General features: G+C 75.8%; 14 protein-coding genes. 3 read left to right on the forward strand and 11 right to left on the reverse strand.

The features are described 5' to 3' along the window. Positions 1-35: 35 nt before the first annotated feature. From CLV40_RS11565 to CLV40_RS11615, 11 genes are read right to left on the reverse strand one after another with little or no spacing between them, the layout of a single operon-like run. Positions 36-605: a UbiX family flavin prenyltransferase gene (locus tag CLV40_RS11565; RefSeq protein ID WP_104478892.1), complete on the reverse strand. Its 570-nt coding sequence runs from the start codon at positions 603-605 to the stop codon at positions 36-38. Continuing rightward, positions 602-1,918 (reverse strand): UbiD family decarboxylase, encoded by a 1,317-nt coding sequence (locus CLV40_RS11570; protein ID WP_245931250.1) that lies wholly within the window; start codon positions 1,916-1,918, stop codon positions 602-604. The genes CLV40_RS11565 and CLV40_RS11570 overlap by 4 nt, the downstream gene beginning before the upstream one ends. Positions 1,919-1,923: 5 nt before the next feature. Continuing rightward, positions 1,924-2,601, reverse strand: a complete 678-nt coding sequence (locus tag CLV40_RS11575) for a beta/alpha barrel domain-containing protein (protein WP_104479055.1) — start codon at positions 2,599-2,601, stop codon at positions 1,924-1,926. Then, a complete protein-coding gene (locus CLV40_RS11580; protein WP_104478894.1) occupies positions 2,598-3,254 on the reverse strand; it encodes a phosphoribosylanthranilate isomerase in 657 nt (218 codons plus the stop codon). Before CLV40_RS11580 ends, CLV40_RS11575 begins: the two co-directional genes overlap by 4 nt. Continuing rightward, a complete protein-coding gene (locus tag CLV40_RS11585; protein ID WP_104478895.1) occupies positions 3,247-4,638 on the reverse strand; it encodes a TrpB-like pyridoxal phosphate-dependent enzyme in 1,392 nt (463 codons plus the stop codon). Before CLV40_RS11585 ends, CLV40_RS11580 begins: the two co-directional genes overlap by 8 nt. Then, positions 4,635-5,342 carry a transglutaminase-like domain-containing protein gene (locus CLV40_RS11590; RefSeq protein WP_104478896.1) on the reverse strand — a complete coding sequence of 236 codons (708 nt, stop codon included), beginning with the start codon at positions 5,340-5,342 and terminating at the stop codon, positions 4,635-4,637. The genes CLV40_RS11585 and CLV40_RS11590 overlap by 4 nt, the downstream gene beginning before the upstream one ends. After that, positions 5,339-6,493: an acyl-CoA dehydrogenase family protein gene (locus tag CLV40_RS11595; protein WP_104478897.1), complete on the reverse strand. Its 1,155-nt coding sequence runs from the start codon at positions 6,491-6,493 to the stop codon at positions 5,339-5,341. Before CLV40_RS11595 ends, CLV40_RS11590 begins: the two co-directional genes overlap by 4 nt. Further along, entirely contained in the window at positions 6,490-7,305 is an 816-nt protein-coding gene (gene trpA, locus CLV40_RS11600; RefSeq protein ID WP_104478898.1) for a tryptophan synthase subunit alpha, read from the reverse strand. Before trpA ends, CLV40_RS11595 begins: the two co-directional genes overlap by 4 nt. Beyond that, entirely contained in the window at positions 7,298-8,299 is a 1,002-nt protein-coding gene (locus CLV40_RS11605; RefSeq protein ID WP_219823956.1) for a hypothetical protein, read from the reverse strand. Before CLV40_RS11605 ends, trpA begins: the two co-directional genes overlap by 8 nt. 2 nt (positions 8,300-8,301) lie before the next feature. After that, positions 8,302-8,568 (reverse strand): acyl carrier protein, encoded by a 267-nt coding sequence (locus CLV40_RS11610; RefSeq protein ID WP_104478899.1) that lies wholly within the window; start codon positions 8,566-8,568, stop codon positions 8,302-8,304. A 12-nt stretch (positions 8,569-8,580) separates the two neighbouring features. Beyond that, a complete protein-coding gene (locus CLV40_RS11615) occupies positions 8,581-10,032 on the reverse strand; it encodes an AMP-binding protein (protein ID WP_104478900.1) in 1,452 nt (483 codons plus the stop codon). Positions 10,033-10,311: 279 nt separating this feature from the next. On the opposite strand from CLV40_RS11615, the gene CLV40_RS11620 reads away from it, so the two are divergent. The 3 genes from CLV40_RS11620 to CLV40_RS11630 all read left to right on the forward strand — a co-directional run bounded on the left by CLV40_RS11620 (position 10,312) and on the right by CLV40_RS11630 (position 16,774). Then, positions 10,312-13,377, forward strand: a complete 3,066-nt coding sequence (locus CLV40_RS11620) for a type 2 lanthipeptide synthetase LanM family protein (RefSeq protein WP_219823957.1) — start codon at positions 10,312-10,314, stop codon at positions 13,375-13,377. Positions 13,378-13,507: 130 nt separating this feature from the next. Continuing rightward, positions 13,508-13,762 carry a hypothetical protein gene (locus CLV40_RS11625; RefSeq protein WP_104478901.1) on the forward strand — a complete coding sequence of 85 codons (255 nt, stop codon included), beginning with the start codon at positions 13,508-13,510 and terminating at the stop codon, positions 13,760-13,762. A gap of 69 nt (positions 13,763-13,831) precedes the next feature. Beyond that, positions 13,832-16,774, forward strand: coding sequence for a LuxR family transcriptional regulator (locus CLV40_RS11630; protein ID WP_219823958.1), 2,943 nt, complete (start codon positions 13,832-13,834; stop codon positions 16,772-16,774). Positions 16,775-16,865: the final 91 nt, after the last annotated feature.

Genomic DNA, 16,865 nt, shown 5'->3' on the forward strand with positions numbered 1-16,865 from the left:
AGTCTACTTCGGTGGAAAAGCGACGAATCGGGCGGTCAGGCCGGGTGTCGCGCCCCGGTCCAGCGGACGGCCTCCGGCAGGTCGAGGCCGAACTGGTCCAGCACCCGCGCGCTGATGTGCGTGACGATGTCCTCCACCGTCCGGGGTCGCGTGTAGAACGCCGGGGACGGCGGGGCGATCACCGCCCCCATCCGCCGCAGTGCCAGCATGTTCTCCAGGTGGATCTCCGACAGCGGAAGTTCGCGCGGGACGATGACGAGCTTGCGGTCCTCCTTCAGCGTCACGTCGGCGGCCCGGGGGATCAGGCCGTCGCCGTACCCTGTGCGCAGCGCGGCCAGGGTCTTCATGCTGCACGGGGCGATGATCATCCCGTCGGTGCGGTACGAGCCGCTGGAGATGGGGGCGGTCTGGTCGCCGTGCGGGTGGACGTGCGTGGCGAGCGCGTGCACTTGGGCGACGGTCAGGTCGGTTTCCAGTTCCAGTGTCGCGCGGCCCCACTTGCTCAAGACCAGGTGCGTTTCCACGCCCAGGTCCCGCAGGCCGCGCAGGATCCGCACGCCGATCACCGTGCCGGTGGCCCCGGTGATGCCGACCACGAGCCTCATGTGCCACCGCCGAACGAGCGCGCCGCGTCCAGTCCGAAAGGGATGGTCGCGTCGACGTAGGTCCGCCCCTCGCCGCCGCCTCGGCGCCAGGAAGGGCGCTGCGACGGGTCCATGCCCAGCGGGCCGGGGCCCGGCAGGGTGATCGCGTCGACGCCGAGGTTGCTGCGCGTGGTCATCGCCCACAGGACGTCCTCCGCGCACGACACGTCCACGTCGTCGTCGGTGAACACGATCAACTTGACGAACGGGTGTCGCCGCAGGAGTGCCTGGGCCAGGGAAGGGAGGCGGTCGTCGTCCGACGCGCTCGCCTTCCGCAAAGCCACCGCCAGCAACAACATCCCACCACCGGCGGGGGAGAAGTGCGCGTCCACCACCAGGTCGTCCTCCAGGCACAGCCCGAGCGACACGCCACCGGCCACTCCCAGGATCACCGACTGCTCGCGCCCCGGCCCGATCACCGCCTGGTACACCGGGGACGGCACCGTGGACACCCCCGTCACCGTCAGCACTGGCACCCGATCGCGCGCCGAGCCGTCGTACCCGAGGAACTCCGGCAGCGACCGGTCCGGCATCCCGTCGAGCGCCTCCGGTGACTCCTCGGCCCCGATGTACCCCTCCAGCGCGATCTCCGCGTCGGCGACCACCGAGGTCGCCCCGTCGCTCGACGGCGCCAACGCGACCGGCGCCCCGGCCAACGCGCCCGCGACGTCGAGCTTGTCCACCGGCAGCAGCGCCGTCGACAGCGCGGACGCGATCATGGCCGCGGGCGGGATACCGATGTTCACCGACACCGCCAACCGCTCCCCGGCCGCGAGCGCGTCGGCGTGCATGGCCCGCAGGGCGCGGCTCGGCAGCATCCAGATCGCCAGCCGATCGCGTCCCAGCACCAGCATCCGGTGCACGGAGAACGCCGTCGCGCCACCGCGGCGCGCGTACACGGCCCCCATGGTGAGGTAGGGCCCGGCGTCACGCGGCGTGGCCCGCAGCACCGGCAACGCGGACAGGTCGACTCCGGACCAATGGGTGCGCTCATCGGGGACGTGGACCGGGGGAATGGTTCGGGCCAACAACTCCCGGGCTTGTCCGGCACGGGCGGGTAGGCCGGGTAGCGTCGACCGAACCCGCTCCTCGGAACCGTAGAACCCCAGTACCACCGGAATGTCCGAATCGGACACCCGGTACCGCATCACGGGTTCCGTGCTCGCCCGTGAGGTCGCGGGCACCCCGGCGAACCGCGCGTAGTGCCCCGCGACCTCGTCCCGGGCCAACACCGGACCGTCGACGACACCGTCCAGGGCCTGCCGCAACGACATCGCCGTCACCGGGGCACCTCCGCCAGCCAGGTCGCCAGGTTCGGGGCGCGCAACAACGCCGTCCCCACCAATACTCCCGCGAAACCGGCGCCCAGCAGCCGCGCCGCGTCCTCCGGTCGGGAGATCCCGCTCGCGCTCACCGGGCACGGGCAGCCGGTGGCGACCACGGCGGGCAGCAACCGCTCGCTCCGCGCCAGGTCCGGCACACCCTGCTCACGGCCCCGGATGTCCTTGTTGTTCACCGCGATCACGCAGTCCGCCGGGTGCCGCACCGCCGCGATCTCCGCCTCCGACGTGACCTCCACGAACGGCGTCAACCCCAGCCCGAGGGCCTTGTCGACCAGCGACCCCAGCACCGAGCGCGGCAACAGGCCCGCCGTCAGCAGCACCGCCGACGCCCCGAGTTCCCGCGTCGCCACCAGGTCCCGGTCGCGGGTCAGGAAGTCCTTCCGCAGCACCGGGAGCCCGCTGCGCCCGGCGACGTCGGCCAGCAGCCGGGGGCTCCCACCGAACCACCGCCCGGTCACCACCGACAGGCACGGCGCTCCCGCCGCCTCGTACGCACCGGCCAACTCGACCGGCGACCGGGCGCCGAGCAGCGCCGCGCCGCGGCCGTCGGTCGGCTTGACCTCCGCGATCACCGGTACCCGCGCGCCCAGCAGCGCCGCGACGAACCCGCTCACCGCGTCCACCCCCGCCGCAGCCCCAGCACCCGCTCGCGGCAGAACCGGCCGTACCGGTCGCGCGCGCCGGAGTCCACGTCGATCCCGGCGAACCGGGGGTGTGCCCGCACGGCCGCGAAATTGCCTGCGTTCGCCGCGGAGAGCCCGCCCGCGAGCAGGAACGGGCGGGAGGTCTCCGCGACGACCGCCAGCACGGCCGCCTCGTCCAGCGTGCGGCCGGTGCTGCCCAGCGCGCCGTCCGGGCCGACGGCGTCGAGCAGGAAGCAGTCGGTCCCGGCGCGTTCGTAGGCGGCCAGCAACGGCCGCTCCACGCACCCGGTTCCGCGCAGGTGCAGGACCTTCACGACGGTCAGCCCCGGTTCGGCCTTCAACGCGCGCACCACCGACGGCGGCTGGTACCCGTGCAGCTGCACCCACCGCACCCCCGACCGCCGCACGACGTCGAGCACGCCGCGCGCGTCCCCGCTGAAGGTCACCAGCACCGGCCGCGGCCCACCCGCGCCCGCCAGCGCCACGACCTGCGCCCGGGACAGGTCCGCGTGCCCGCCGCGCACCCGCCACCACAGGCCGACCAGGTCAGCGCCCGCCGCGCCGAGCAGGGCGAGGTCCGCGGGCGCGGTGGCACCGCAGACCTTCACCAGTGGTTCAGACATCCGCGAGTCCCGCCAGGTCGGTGGCCGCCGCGAGTCCTGGCACTGCGGTGAGCGCCGCGCGCACCCCGGCCTCGTCGTGCGGCTCGTCCCGCAGCGCGCCCGCCAAGTGCCGCTCGTACGCGCCCAGGTCGAAGTGCCCGTGCCCGGAGAGTCCGAAAAGGATGGTCCGGCCGACGCCCTCCTCCCGGCACCGCGACGCTTCCCGCACCGCGACCTCCACCGCGTGCGCGGATTCCGGCGCGGGCACGATGCCCTCCGCGCGCGCGAACCGCACCCCGGCGGCGAAGCTGTCGGTCTGCGCGACCGCGACCGGCTCCACCAGCCCGGCCGCCACGGCGGCGCTCACCAGCGGCGCGATGCCGTGGTAGCGCAGGCCACCCGCGTGCAGCGGCGGCGGCACGAACCCGTGGCCGAGGGTGTGCATCCGCAGCAGCGGCGTCAACCCGGTCGCGTCGGCGAAGTCGTAGGCCCGCGTGCCCCGGGTCAGCGTCGGGCAGGCGGCGGGTTCGGCCGCGATGATCCGGACCTCGGGCCCACCACGCAACTTCCTGCCCAGGAAGGGGAACGCGAGTCCGCCCAGGTTGCTGCCGCCGCCCGCGCACCCGATCACCACGTCCGGGTTGTCGTCGGCGAGCGCGAACTGGGCGATGGCCTCCTGGCCGATGACGCTCTGGTGCAGCAGCACGTGGTTGAGCACGCTGCCGCCCGCGTAGCTGGTGCCCGGGTCCGCCCCCGCCACCTCGACGGCCTCGGAGACCGCGATGCCCAGGCTGCCCGGGCTGTCGGGGTCCGCGGCCAGCACCGCGCGCCCGGCCGCGGTTTCCGGGCTGGGGCTGGGCACGCACCGCGCGCCGTAGGTCTCCATGAGCATCCGCCGGTACGGCTTCTGCTCGTAGCTGACCCGCACCATGTAGACGTCGACGTCGAGGCCGAACAGCGCGCCCGCCAGCGCCAGCGACGACCCCCACTGGCCCGCGCCGGTCTCGGTGGCCAGCCGGGTGATCCCGGCCCGCCGGTTGTAGTACGCCTGCGCGACAGCGGTGTTCGGCTTGTGGCTGCCGGACGGGCTGACACCCTCGTACTTGTAGTAGATCCGCGCGGGCGTGTCCAAGGCGCGCTCCAACCGCCGCGCCCGGTACAGCGGCGAGGGCCGCCACTGCCGGTAGACGTCCCGCACCCCGTCCGGGATCCCGATCTCGCGCTCGCGGCTCAACTCCTGTCGCGCCAACGCTTCCGGCATGATCGCGAGCAGGTCGTCGACCGTGATGTCCGCGCCCGTCCCCGGGTGCCGCGGGGCCGCCGGGTCGGGCAGGTCGGCGGCCAGGTTGTACCAGGTGCGCGGGATGTCGTCCTCGGACAGCAGGTACTTGACGTGCTCGCTCATCGGGGCGCTCCTGGTGGGTCGGTCGCCTCGGCGACGAGGGAGCCGGCGGTGAGGGTGTCGGTGGTCGGGGTGGTGGGGCCGTCGAACAACCTCGGGTGGGCCGCGCGCAGCCCGGCCACGACCCGCGCGTGCGGCAGGTCGTCGAACTCGCCGTGCTCGCGCAGGAACTCCATGTGGCGCCTGCCGGACCGGTCGTGCGGGTGGTGCACGCTGTCGGCGGTGCCGTCGAACTCCAGCGGGTCCAGGCGGTAGAGGCGGCACAGGGTCCGGTTGAACACCGGCGTCGCGCGCAGCCAACGGCCGTCGAGGTGCGCGGAAGTGAGGCAGTGGTAGGTGAACACGTCCCCGCCCGCCAACTCGCGCAGCCGGTCGGAGGCGAGGTGGTTGCGGACGTCGGTGAGCACCAGCCGGGCGGGCACGCCGACCGACCGCAACGCGGCGGCGTAGAGCACGGACTTGTGCAGGCACATGCCGGAACGGGCCTCCACGACGCTGCTCGCGCGCAGACCGGCGCGGGAGAGGTCGGCGCCGTACACCTCGTACCGGATGCCGTCGCGCACCGCGTAGTACAGCGCGACGGCCCGGTCCCGGTCGGTGTCCGGGACACCCTCAAGGGCTTGCGCGGCGAAGTGCCGGACCCCGGGCGCGCCGTGGTCGAGGAACTCGGTGGCGGCCAGGGAACCCGGCCCGGGACAGGCGGTCACCGGCCGACCCCCAGCATGGCCGCGACGCGGTTGCGCTGGATCTCCGACGTGCCGGAGTAGATCGTGCCCGCCACCGCGTCCCGCAAGTCCTTCTCCAGCCCGAACTCGGTGGTGTACCCGTTGCCGCCGAACAGCCGCACCGCGGTCATCGCCGACGCCAGGTTGGCCTCGCCCGCGACGAGCTTGGTGATCGCCAGGTCCGTGGTGACGGGCTCACCCCGCAGCACCTTCGCGGCGGTGTCGTAGAGCCACTTCGCCGTGGTCTCCGCGCCGACCTTCAGCTCCACGATCTGGTGCGACACCGCCTGGTACTCGCCGATCGGCCTGCCGAACTGCGCGCGCCGCCCCGCGTACTCCACGCACCGCGCCAGCCGGTGCCGCATCTCCCCGAGGCTGATCGCGAACGAGCACAGGACCTCCCACTTCAGCACGTGGTCCAGCACGAGGAACCCGGAGCCGACGCGGCCGAGGACGCGGTCGGCGGGCACCCGGCAGTCCTCAAGGGACAGTTCCGAGAACGGGGAGGTCCGCAGGCCCATCTTGGCGATCGGCGGGCCCACCACCAGACCGGGTGTGTCGCGGTCGACGAGGAACGCCGTGGTGCCCAGGGGACCGCCGTCCGGGTGAGTGCGCGCGTAGACGACGATGACGTCGGCCACCGGGCCGTTGGTCACGAAGGCCTTGCCGCCGTTGAGGATGAAGTCGTCGCCGTCGCGGCGGCCGGTGGTGCGCATGGCCAGCGCGTCCGAGCCGCCGTCGGGTTCGGTGATCGCGTGCGCCCCGATCAGCTCACCCGAGCAGATCCCGGTCAGGTAGCGGGCCCGCTGCGCGTCGGTGCCGAACCGCTGGACGGGCACGCCGACGCTGACCATGGACGTGCACACCGAGAAGCTGAGGCCGCCGTCGCGGCAGCCGCGACCCAGCGCCTCCAGCACCCGCATCGTGGTGACCAGGTCCCGCCCCAGACCGCCCCGGTCCGGGTCGAAGGGCAGCCGCAGCAGGTCGCTGCGGCAGACCTGGGCCCACTGCTCGTGCGGGAACCGGGCGCGGGCGTCGCGTTCGAGGTGCCCGGCGGAGAAGGCCGCGCACCAGCGGGTCACCCCCTCGACCAGGTCCTCGACGGTCGGTGCCTCGGTGGTTCCGCTGGTCATCGTCGGGCTCCCTTCGGTGACTGGTTTCCGGGCCGCAGCGCCGCGGCGAGGTCGCTCAGCGCGGCGGCGATGTCCGTGCCGTCCTCGACCGCTCGCGCGGCGCGAGAGACAGCGGCGCTGCCGACAACGGCCGCGTCCGCGCCCGCCGCGCCGACGGCCGCGACGTCGGCCCGGTCGCGAACCCCGAACCCGACCGCGATCGGCGCGGTGGTCCGGGGCCGCAACCGTGTGATGACGGGGGACAGGTGGCCGAAGCCCGCCTCGGGCGCGGTGCCGGAGCGGCCGTAGCGGGCGACGAGGTAGAGGTACGCCGACGCGCCGCGCGCCGCTTCGGCGAGCACGGCCTCCGACGAGGTGGCGTAGCAGGTGGCGACCACGGGGACCCGGGCCCGGGCGGCGTCCTCGGCGTACCCGCGGCGCAGGATCGGTGGCAACCCGTGCAGCAGCAGCCCGTCCGCGCCGCACCCGGCCGCGGCGGCGAGGAACTCGGCCATGCCCACGGGCCGGACGGTGTGGCTCCAGTCGGCCAGCAGCGCGATCCGGGTGTGCCGCAGCCCGGGCCGCACGCGCCGGACCGCCGCGAACACGGCCGCCGCGTCGACGCCCCGGCGCAGCGCCCGGTCCGCCGACGCGCGCACGACCGGCCCGTCGGTGACCGAGTCGGGGAACGGGACGGCCAGCTCCAGGCAGTCCACACCGGACTCGTCCAGCGCCGCGGCCACCTCGGGCAGGGTGTCCAGCGGTGGGTCACCGGCGGTCAGGTAGAACGCCAACCCGACCCGCCCGCCCCGGTCGGCGAAGAAGTCAGCCACGGTCGGCCACCGCCTTCGCCATGCGCGCGACCAGGTCGCCCGCCGCGCCGGAGGTCACCGCCTCGGCCGCGGCCGCGCGGGCGCCGTCCCAGTCGGGGAAGGTGCCGGACAGCACGCCGAGGGCCGCCGCGTTGAGGCAGACCGTGCGGACCGCGGCGCTCGGCGCGCGGCCCAGCAGGACCGCGCGGAAGTACGCCACGGCCTCAGTGTGCGCGGCGAGGTCGTCGACGTCGCCCGGGCCGTCGGCGGGGAGGGAGAGCGGGGCTTCGTCGAGGGGGTCCGGGTGCGCGCAGTGGACGGTGTTGGCGGCGAACGCCAGCAGCTCGTCGGCGCCGAGGTCGTTGTGGCACAACCAGGTCCGCCGCTCGGCCAGCGCGGCGAGCGCGGTCAGGTCTTCCGCCCGGGACACGCCGGTCAGCTGCGCGGGCACCTCGATCTCCGGCAGGAACGGGCCGACGGTGTTGACGAACCGCCCCACCGCGCGCAGGTCCAGCGGCAGGATCTCCTTGGCCAGCGCGGCGATCTCCGGCGGGTACACGAAGAACCCGGCGAACCCGATGCCGAACCCGTCCAGCGACGCCGCCAGCTCCGCGTGCGACCGCGCGGGCGGCACGCCGAGCCGGTCGAGCAGGTCGAACGAGCCGAACCGGCTGGTGTAGGCGCGCGACCCGGTCTTGATGACCCGCACGCCCGTCGCGGCGGCGACGAACGCCGCCGCCGTGGAGATGTTGAACGTCGGCGGACCGCCACCGGTGCCGACGATGTTCACCGTCCCCGGGTAGGCCACGCGCCGGTGCGCGCCGCGCTCGCGCAGCGCCTCGAACAGCGCCGTCAGCGTCGCCAGGTCGGGCATCGCGGTGGACAGCGACGCCAGCACCGCCGCCGCCTCGCCGCGGGCCAGGCGGCGCGCGGCGAGCCGGTCGACGAAGGTGCGCCACTGCCCGACCTCCACCGGCCCGTCGCGCCGGGTCAGCCGCGCCAGCAGGGCGGACACGCTCAGCCCCGCCCGGCGGTGGCGGTCACGAACGCGGCGATCGCGGCCACCGACCGGAACGCGTCCGGGTCCAGGTCCACCTCGTCCACCGGCACCGCGAACCGGTCGGCCAGCCAGGCGATCAGCTTGAGCAGGCCCAGGCTGTCGATCACCCCGCTCGCCACCAGGTCCTCGTCGGGGTCGAGCCGGTCGGCCGCGACGTCGGGCAGGAACTCGGTCAGCACGAACCGGGTGACCTCCCCGGTCGGGTCCGCTGCGGTCTGGGGCATCTCGTCCTCGTCTCACTTGACGACTGCGTTGACGTGGTCGCGGGCGATCCGCCCGCGGTCGGGCTTGCCGGTGCCGGTCCGGGGCAGCGGCTCGTCGGCGAAGGTGAACGCCGAGGGCACGGCGGCCAGCGCGAGCCGGGCCGCGCAGTGCCTGCGCAGGGTGAGGCTGTCGACGCCGTGCGCGCGCACCACGGCGTGCAGGGTGTTGCCCGCCACCGGGTGCGGCACGGCCAGCACCACGGCCTCGGTGACGTCGTCGTGCTCCAGCAGGGCGCGCTCCACGGCCTGCGCGTTGACCCGCACGCCGCGCACCTTCACCTGGAAGTCCGTGCGGCCCTCCAGGGTCAGCGCGCCGCCGGGGTGCCTGCGCACCAGGTCGCCGGAGCGGAAGTAGCGCGACCCGTCGCCCAGCTCGGTGAACTTCGCCGCGGTGAGCTCCGGGTCGAGGTAGCCGTCGGTCTGGAACGGGGTGTGCACCAGCAGCTCGCCCACCCCGGGCCCGGTGACGAGCCCGCCGTCGGCGTCGACCAGCACCGAGCGGACGCCGTCGACCGGCGTGCCGAGCGGGACCGGCCGGGCCCGCGGGTCCAGCTCGTGCAGGAAGCTGTCGTTGGTCTCGGTGCAGCCGTACAGGTTGTACAGGCGGGCGCGCGGGAACAGCTCGGGCAGCGCGGCGAGCGTGCGGTCGGGCAGGGTGTCGCCGGTCGCGATCACGTGCCGCGCGGGCAGGTCGGCGATACCGCCGTGCTCGGCGAGCAGGTGGTAGAGCATCGGCACGGCCTGCACCACGTCGACGTGGCGCAGCAGGTCGGCGAGGTACCCGGCGGCGGTCGCCCGCTCCCGCTCGACGAGCACGACCGTCCCACCCGCCACCAGGGTCGCCCAGACGTCGAGCAGCGAGAGGTCGAACTCGAGCGGCGCGTAGCTCAGCACCGTCGTGCGTGGACCGATCTCGAACCGCGCGGCGGCCCAGGTGGTGAACCGGTCGACGGCGGAACCGCGCAGCGGGACCACCTTGGGCACCCCGGTCGAGCCGGACGTGGTGAGCATGAACGTGACACCGTCCTGGGGCGGCCCGGTCGCCGGGGCCGCGGCCGGGCCAGCGTACTCCACTGTGGACAGTGTGGCGACGCACCCCGCCGCGTCGGTCAGCCTGCGCAGCACCGGTTCGGCCAGCGTCGGCGACGGCAGCAGGAACGGCCGCCCCGCCGCCAGCAGGGCCAGCAGCAGCGCGATGGTGTCCGGGGACTTCTCCGCCACCACCGCGACCGGCCCGTACCCCGGCGGCTCCGCCAACCGCCCGGCCGCCCGGCTTGCCCGATCGCCGAGCTCGCGGTAGGAGATCCCGGTACCGCGCCACACCAGCGCGGTCGCGTCCGGTCGCGACCGGGCCCGGGCCAGGATCCGCAGGGCCGTCGGGGAAGGACCCCGGTGGGCCGGTGGGGGGTCGGCGTGTGTCGGCATGGTGGGGACCTCGCGAGCCGTGACCGGTGGGGACGTCCACCGGTCGGGTGAGTGGGGAACCTGTCCGGCGGACGGCTCAAGCTAGGCGCGCGAGGGGGTGTTCGGCATGGGTGTCCACTACCCAATTTCCGCTCGGGCCGTTCCCCGCGACCCCGCCGGACACCCACCGGCCGCACGGGACCGCACAACCGCGACGCCGCGGGACCGGCCGGAGTGGCCCGGAATCTGCGTGGTTTCCACCCATGACGACGAGTCCACCGCGTGACAACGTTCCGTGCCGTGACCGGACACGTGGACCACACCGCCGACCACACCGACCTGCGCGTCGAGTTCCCCGACCCGCACTGGTGGGTGCCGGGCCTGGCGCCCCACGAGCGCGCCGACGCCCCGGAACCCGCCGTGCCGGGCCAGCGCATCGCCGCGGGCACCGCCCGCGCCGCGTCCCGCGCCCTTCCACTGCGGACCGACCCGCCCGCCCGGCCGTCCTGGGTCGACACCGTGGAACGCGCCGTCACCGCGCCCCGGACCGGGCGGGCGGTGTCCGGTGCGGACTGGCGGGTCGACTTCGCCGCCGTGCTGTGGCCGCTGGTCGCCGACGCCCGCGACCGCGTCCGGGCCGCGACCGGGCACCTCGACGCGGACCTGGTGGCCATGCCCGCCGTCCTCGACGGCTTCGCCGACCGGCTCGGCCACGAGCTGGCCGGGCTCGCCGCGCGCTCCCTCGTCGAGCGCCTGCGCCGCGCCGCCGACTCCGGTGACCTGCCCGGCGGTGACAGCCGCGCCCGGTACCGGTCCTTCCTCGCCGCCGCCGCCGCGCCCGCCGCCCTGGTCGCGCTGTGCGCCGAGCTGCCCGTGCTGGCCCGCCTGCTCGGCCAGGCCGCCGACCACGCCGTCACCGCCTGCCGCGAACTGCTCGACCACCTCGCCGCCGACCGCGCCGAGCTCACCGCGACCCTGCTCGACGGCGCGGACCCGGGCCCGGTCGTGGCGGTCGACGGCAGGCGCGGCGACCCGCACCGCCGGGGCCGCTCGGTGGCGGTGCTGACCTTCGCCGACGGCCGCAGGCTGGTCTACCAGCCGCGCGACTCGCGGGCGCACGTCCGCTTCGGCGAGTTCGTCGCCCTGCTGGACCGGCGGGTGCCGGGCCTGGGCCTGACCTCGGTCGGCGTGCTGGCCCGCGGCGACCACGGCTGGCTGGAGCACGTCGCCCCGGCGCCGCTGGCCGACCGGGCCGCCGCCGACGTCTTCTACCGCAGGCAGGGCGCGCTGCTGGCGCTGCTGCACGTGCTGCACGCCGCCGACATCCACTTCGAGAACGTCATCGCCCGCGCCGACCAGCCGCTGCTGGTGGACGTCGAGACGCTGCTGCACCCGAGCCTGCCCGGCCCGGCCGCGGCGGGCGACCCGGCCGCCGCCGCGCTGGCCGACTCGGTGCACCAGACCTCGATGCTGCCGGTGATCGTCGTCGGCGACCACGGCGCCGCCGACATCTCCGGCCTGGGCGGCGACCCCGGCGCCCCGGCCCCCGACGCGGTCACCGGCTGGGCCGACCCGGGCACCGACCGGATGCGGCCGACCCGGGTCCCCGGCCGGTTCCCCGACGCGGCCAACCGGCCCCGCCTCGGCGACGCCCAGCTCGACCCCGGCGACCACGAGCCCGCCCTGCTGGAGGGCTTCCACGCCGCGCACGACGCGATCGTGGCGCACCGCGGCGAGTTCGCCGCGCTGGTCCGGGCCAGCGCCGACCTCGAGGTCCGCGTGGTGGTCCGGGCCAGCAACGGCTACGCGTCGCTGCTGGCCGAGTCCACCCACCCCGACCTGCTGCGCGACGCGCGCGACCGCGACCGCGCCTTCGACGTGCTGCGGCACGCCGCCGCGGGCGACCCGCTGCGCGCCCGGCTCGCCCCGCACGAGATCGCCGACCTGTGGGCCGGGGACGTCCCGGTCTTCACCGCCCGCCCCGGCGGCACCGACCTGTGGACCACCACCGGGCACCGGATCCCCGGCGCGCTCGGGCGCAGCGGCGTGGACCGGGCGCTGGCGACCGTCGCGGCCACCGGCGCCGCCTCCGCCGGGGACCAGGCGTGGATCATCTCCGCCACCCTGGCCACCCGCCGCCCGCCCGGCGACCACCGCGGCGGCACCCCCGGCCCGGACCTGCCCGCCGGTCGCGCCGCCGACCCCGAGCGGCTGCTGGCCGCCGCCTGCGCCCTGGGCGACCAGGTCGTGGCCCGCGGCATCGAGGGCGCGGGCCGGGTCAACTGGCTCGGCGTGGAACTCGTCGACGACCGGCAGTGGCTGGTGCTGCCGCTGGGCGCGGGCCTGGCCACCGGCTACACCGGGGTGGCGCTGTTCCTGGCGCAGCTGGCCGAGCGCACCGGCATCGACCGCTACGGCGAGGTGGCCCGGCGGGCGCTGGCGCCGCTGCCCGCGCTGTTCGACGCCGTGGCCGCCCGCCCCGACCTGCTGCCGGTCATCGGCTGCGGCGGCTGGCACGGCTTCGGCGGCATCGCCTACGCCCTGGCCAGGGCCGGTGTCCTGCTCGACGACGCCGACCTGCGCCGCTGGGCCGCGCACGCGGCGGAGCTGGCCGCCGCCGCGGCCGCGCTCCCCGGCCCGCTGGGCTGGTCGGACGGCCTCGCGGGCTGCGCCACCGCGCTGCGCGCCGTGCACACCGACACCGGCGACCCCACCGCGGCCCGCGCCGCCGCCGACTGCGCCACCGCCCTCGCGACCGGCGTGACCGACGCGCTTCGGGCAGCGGTGGGACCGGAGTCCCTGGAATCCGAAGTGGACAGTGCGCGAGCCGGGTACACGAGTACCCCGCCGGGGTTCGCCGACGGCGCGGCGGGCATCGGGTGGGCGCTGGCCCGCACGGGCGACGCCGCCGCCGCCCGGGTGGCCGCCGACCTGTTGCGCCGCGCGGGCTCCGGGCCGGGCGTCGGCTGGTGCTCCGGCGCCGCCGGGCTGGCCGCCGCGCGCACCGCGCTGCTCGACCACGACGACCCCGCCTGCCACACCCGCGCGACCCGCGCCGCCGCCCGCCGCCTGGTCACCCGGCCGGTGCTGCGCGACCTGAGCCTGTGCCACGGCGAACTGGGCGTCGCCGAGGCACTGGCCACCCTGGCCCCGCACTGCGCCGACCCGGCCGTCGCCGGGGCCGCGCGCGCCCGCGCGGGACTGGTGCTGGCCGCCATCGACCGCGGGGGACCGCACTGCGGCACCCCCGGCGGTCTGCCCACCCCCGGCCTGCTCAACGGCGTGGCCGGGATCGGTTACGGGCTGCTGCGGTTGGCGCAACGCGACCGCGTCCCGTCGGTGCTGCTCCTGCAACCCGGCGGCTGAGCGCCCGCTCACCGCCGAGGTCGAAGCGGGCGTGCGCCGAACGGAAGCACCCGCGCGAGAACGGAAACCCCGCACCGGTAATCGGCGCGGTCGTTTCCGGCACAGTTTTCCACCAGAGGAGGAACCCCGAATGTCCGACCGCACCACTTCCGTCGACAGACGTCTCGACGCCGCCGGGGCCGCCATCGCGGCGGCGGTCCGGAACCCGATCGGCGCGCTGGCGGGCAACCCCGCTGTGGCCTTCGGACTGCGCGCCGCCGCGCTGGCGGGCCTGGTGGTGACCGCGGGCGCGGCGGGCGCGCTCGGGTTCGCCGGCGTGCTCGACGACCCGTCGGCGCTGGCGGACTTCCCGCCCAGCACCACGTGCTGTGTCGTCCCGCTCTGAGCAGGTCACTCGTTTGTCCCATAACCGTTTGATGGACCCCCGCCGGCGCCCGTGGGTACTGTGCGCGGCGTGGGGAGTCGGTTTCCGGTCGTCGTGGGACGCGATGGCGAGTTGACCGCGGTGGCCGACGCGGTACGCGCGGCCCGCGGCGGGCGCGGCGGATCGATGTTCCTCGTGGGTGAGAGCGGCATCGGCAAGTCGCGCCTCGCCGCGGCCGCGGTCGACCTCGGGTTCGCCGCCGACATGCGGCTGCTGCGCGGCCGGGGCAGCGCCATCGGGCCGATGGTGCCGTTCCGCTCGCTCACCGAGGCCCTGCTTTCCCTGCTGCGCACCGGCGACCCGATCGACGTGGCCCGTTTGGGTCCATACCGGCCGATCCTGGCCCGGCTCATCCCGGACTGGGGCGAGCCAGCCTCCACCGGGGCGGGCGGCGACCCCGGCGCGGGCTCGCTGGTCATCCTCGCCGAGGCGGTGCTGCGGCTGACCGAGCTCGCGGGCCAGGGCCGCGGCTGCCTGATGGTTCTCGACGACCTGCAGGACGCCGACGCCGAGACCCTCGCCGTGGTCGAGTACCTGATCGACAACATCGGCGACGTGGACGGCGGCGGCACGCTGCTGCTGGGCACCATCCGCGGCGAGGACTGCCCGGCCATGGCACTGGCCAGGGCCGCCGGTCAGCGCGGCCAGGGCACCGTGGTCGACCTCGGCCCGCTGCGCCGCGAGGACCTGCGGGTCCTGCTCGACTGCGCCCTCGACGGCGGTCCCGTGCCCGAACCCGCGCTCGACCTGCTGTGGGCCGGGAGCGCGGGCAACCCGTTCCGGCTGGAGGAACTGCTCGGGTCGGTGCTCGACAGCGGACTGCTCGCCCGCGACCCCGACGGTCGGGGCTGGCGGGTGGACGAGCGGCAGCGCGGCGCGCTGCCCGCCGGGTTCGTCCGCGGCGTGGCCCGCCGCGTCGACCTGCTGCCGCCGCGCACCCGCGAGGTGATCACCGCCGCCGCCGTGCTGGGCAAGCGCTTCCCGCTCGCCGTGGTGCGCTCGATCACCGGCCTGGACTACCGCGAGCTGCTGAACCTGTTGCAGGGCGAGCAGGTCGCGCAGCTCGTGGGGCCCGACGAGCAGACCCCCGACTGGTACGCCTTCGGCCACCAGCTCATCGTGGACGCCGCGCTCACCCTGGTCACCCCGGCCGACCGCGCCCGGCTCGCGGCCGCGGCCGCCGACGCGGTCGGCACCGTCTACCCCGGACTGCCCGGCGAGTGGTGCCAGTTCTGCGCCGCGCTGCGCCTGGACGCGGGCGACCCGGCCGCCGCGGGCACGCTGTTCGCCGAGGCGGGCAGGCGCGCGCTGGCCCAGGGCGCCGCCCAGTCCGCGGTGACCCTGCTGGACAAGACCTGGGAGCTGCTCGCGCACGACACCGCGGCGCGCGCCGCCGCCCTGGAGACCCAGCTCTACGCGCTGGCCGAGTCCGGGCTCATCGACCGCGCGCTGGACGTGGTGACCTTCCTCGACCAGATGGGCGCGGGCCTCGAACCCCGCCGCCGGGCCCGGCTGCACACCCGCATCGCCTGGGTCGCCGTGCACGCCAGCCGGGCCGCCGACGGCCTCAGCCAGGTCGCCGCCGCCCGCGCGCTGCTCGGCCCCGACGCCGCCGCCGAGGACATCGCGCCGGTCGACGTGGTCGCCGCGCACCTGGAACTCGACGTGCCGGGCGAGGACCGGCTGCGCAAGGCCGAGCAGATGGCCCGCCGCGCCGCGATCATCGCCGAGGCCGTGCCCATGCCCGCGGTCGCCTGCCAGGCCTGGCAGCTGCTCGGCGCGCTGACCCGGCCCCGCGACCCGGCCGAGGCCACCGCCCTGCTGGAGCACAGCCGCGCCCTGGCCGTGCGGCACGACCTGCCGATCTGGGAGATCCACGCGCTGGTCCGGCTGGGCCACGACGACGCGCTGCGCGACGCGGGCACCGAACGCCTCGAACTGGCCCGCGAGCAGGCGTCCCGGATCGGCGCGGTCACCGCCCGCTACCAGGCCGAGGTCAACATCGCGCTGCAGCTGATCCTGCGCGCCGACTTCACCGCCGCCCGCGCCCTGATCGACCAGGTGCTCGCCGCCACCACCCGGCTGCGGCTGATGGAGACGACCCAGTACATGCTGCTCTACCGCGCGGTGCACGCCGCGCACCAGGGCAGCCGCCGCGACATGGACCGGGCGCTGGCCGAGTTCGACCACTGGGGCGGCGACCACGACCAGCACGCCGCCCGCGTGCACGGCCTCGGCCGCGCGTTCTGCGCGCTGCTGGAGGAGAACCCGGCGCTGGCGGGGGAGGAACTGGCCCACGCGCAGCGCTCGGAGGAGCGCAACCCCACCACCTTCCACCTCGCGGGCCGCTACGGCCTGAACGTGCTGCTGCGCGCGCTCGCGGGCGACCTCGACGCGGCGGGCTTCCACGAGATCACCTCGGCGCCCGCCGGGGGGCTGCGCTGGGACCGGCACCTCGCCGCGTTCGGCCGCGCGGTGCTGCTCGGCCGCGACGGCGACGCCGACGGCGCCGCCGCCGCGGTGGCCGACGCGCTGGCCGTCGGCGCCCCGTACGCCATGGGCCGCCACCTCGGGCTGCGGCTGGTCGCCGAGGCCGCCCTGGACGACGGCTGGGGCACCCCCGTCGACTGGCTGCGCACGGCGGAGGAGTACTTCCACGGCGCGGGCGTCGCCCCGGTCGCCGGTGCCTGCCGGTCGCTGATGCGCCGCTGCGGGGTGCGCATCGGGCAGCGCCGCGAGGGCGTGTCCGGCATCCCGCAGGCCCTGCGGTCGGCGGGCATCACCGTGCGCGAGTACCAGGTCCTGCGGCTGCTGGTGGACCGGCTGGGCAACCGGGAGATCGCCGACCACCTGCACCTGTCGCAGCGCACGGTGGAGAAGCACGTGTCCAGCCTGATCACCAAGACCGGCCTGCCGAACCGGATCGCGCTGAGCAAGTTCGCCGCCGGGGTGATCACCCCCGGACCCGTCTGACCCCGGGTTCGCCGCCTCGAGCGAACGCGTCGGGAAACACAAGACTGGTGTTCACCGGCGCGCGCGGGCACCCTCGATGTCGTCGATCAGC

Origin of the sequence: Actinokineospora auranticolor, assembly GCF_002934265.1 — a bacterium.
Classification (GTDB): Bacteria; Actinomycetota; Actinomycetes; order Mycobacteriales; family Pseudonocardiaceae; genus Actinokineospora; species Actinokineospora auranticolor.

Coding starts and splice junctions, on each gene's coding strand:
- CLV40_RS11585 (WP_104478895.1), bottom strand. CDS start 4,638: ATGAGCGAGCACGTCAAGTACCTGCTGTCCGAGGACGACATCCCGCGC.
- CLV40_RS11595 (WP_104478897.1), bottom strand. CDS start 6,493: ATGACCAGCGGAACCACCGAGGCACCGACCGTCGAGGACCTGGTCGAG.
- CLV40_RS11610 (WP_104478899.1), bottom strand. CDS start 8,568: ATGCCCCAGACCGCAGCGGACCCGACCGGGGAGGTCACCCGGTTCGTG.
- CLV40_RS11625 (WP_104478901.1), top strand. CDS start 13,508: ATGTCCGACCGCACCACTTCCGTCGACAGACGTCTCGACGCCGCCGGG.
- CLV40_RS11565 (WP_104478892.1), bottom strand. CDS start 605: ATGAGGCTCGTGGTCGGCATCACCGGGGCCACCGGCACGGTGATCGGC.
- CLV40_RS11615 (WP_104478900.1), bottom strand. CDS start 10,032: ATGCCGACACACGCCGACCCCCCACCGGCCCACCGGGGTCCTTCCCCG.
- CLV40_RS11580 (WP_104478894.1), bottom strand. CDS start 3,254: ATGTCTGAACCACTGGTGAAGGTCTGCGGTGCCACCGCGCCCGCGGAC.
- CLV40_RS11570 (WP_245931250.1), bottom strand. CDS start 1,918: ATGTCGTTGCGGCAGGCCCTGGACGGTGTCGTCGACGGTCCGGTGTTG.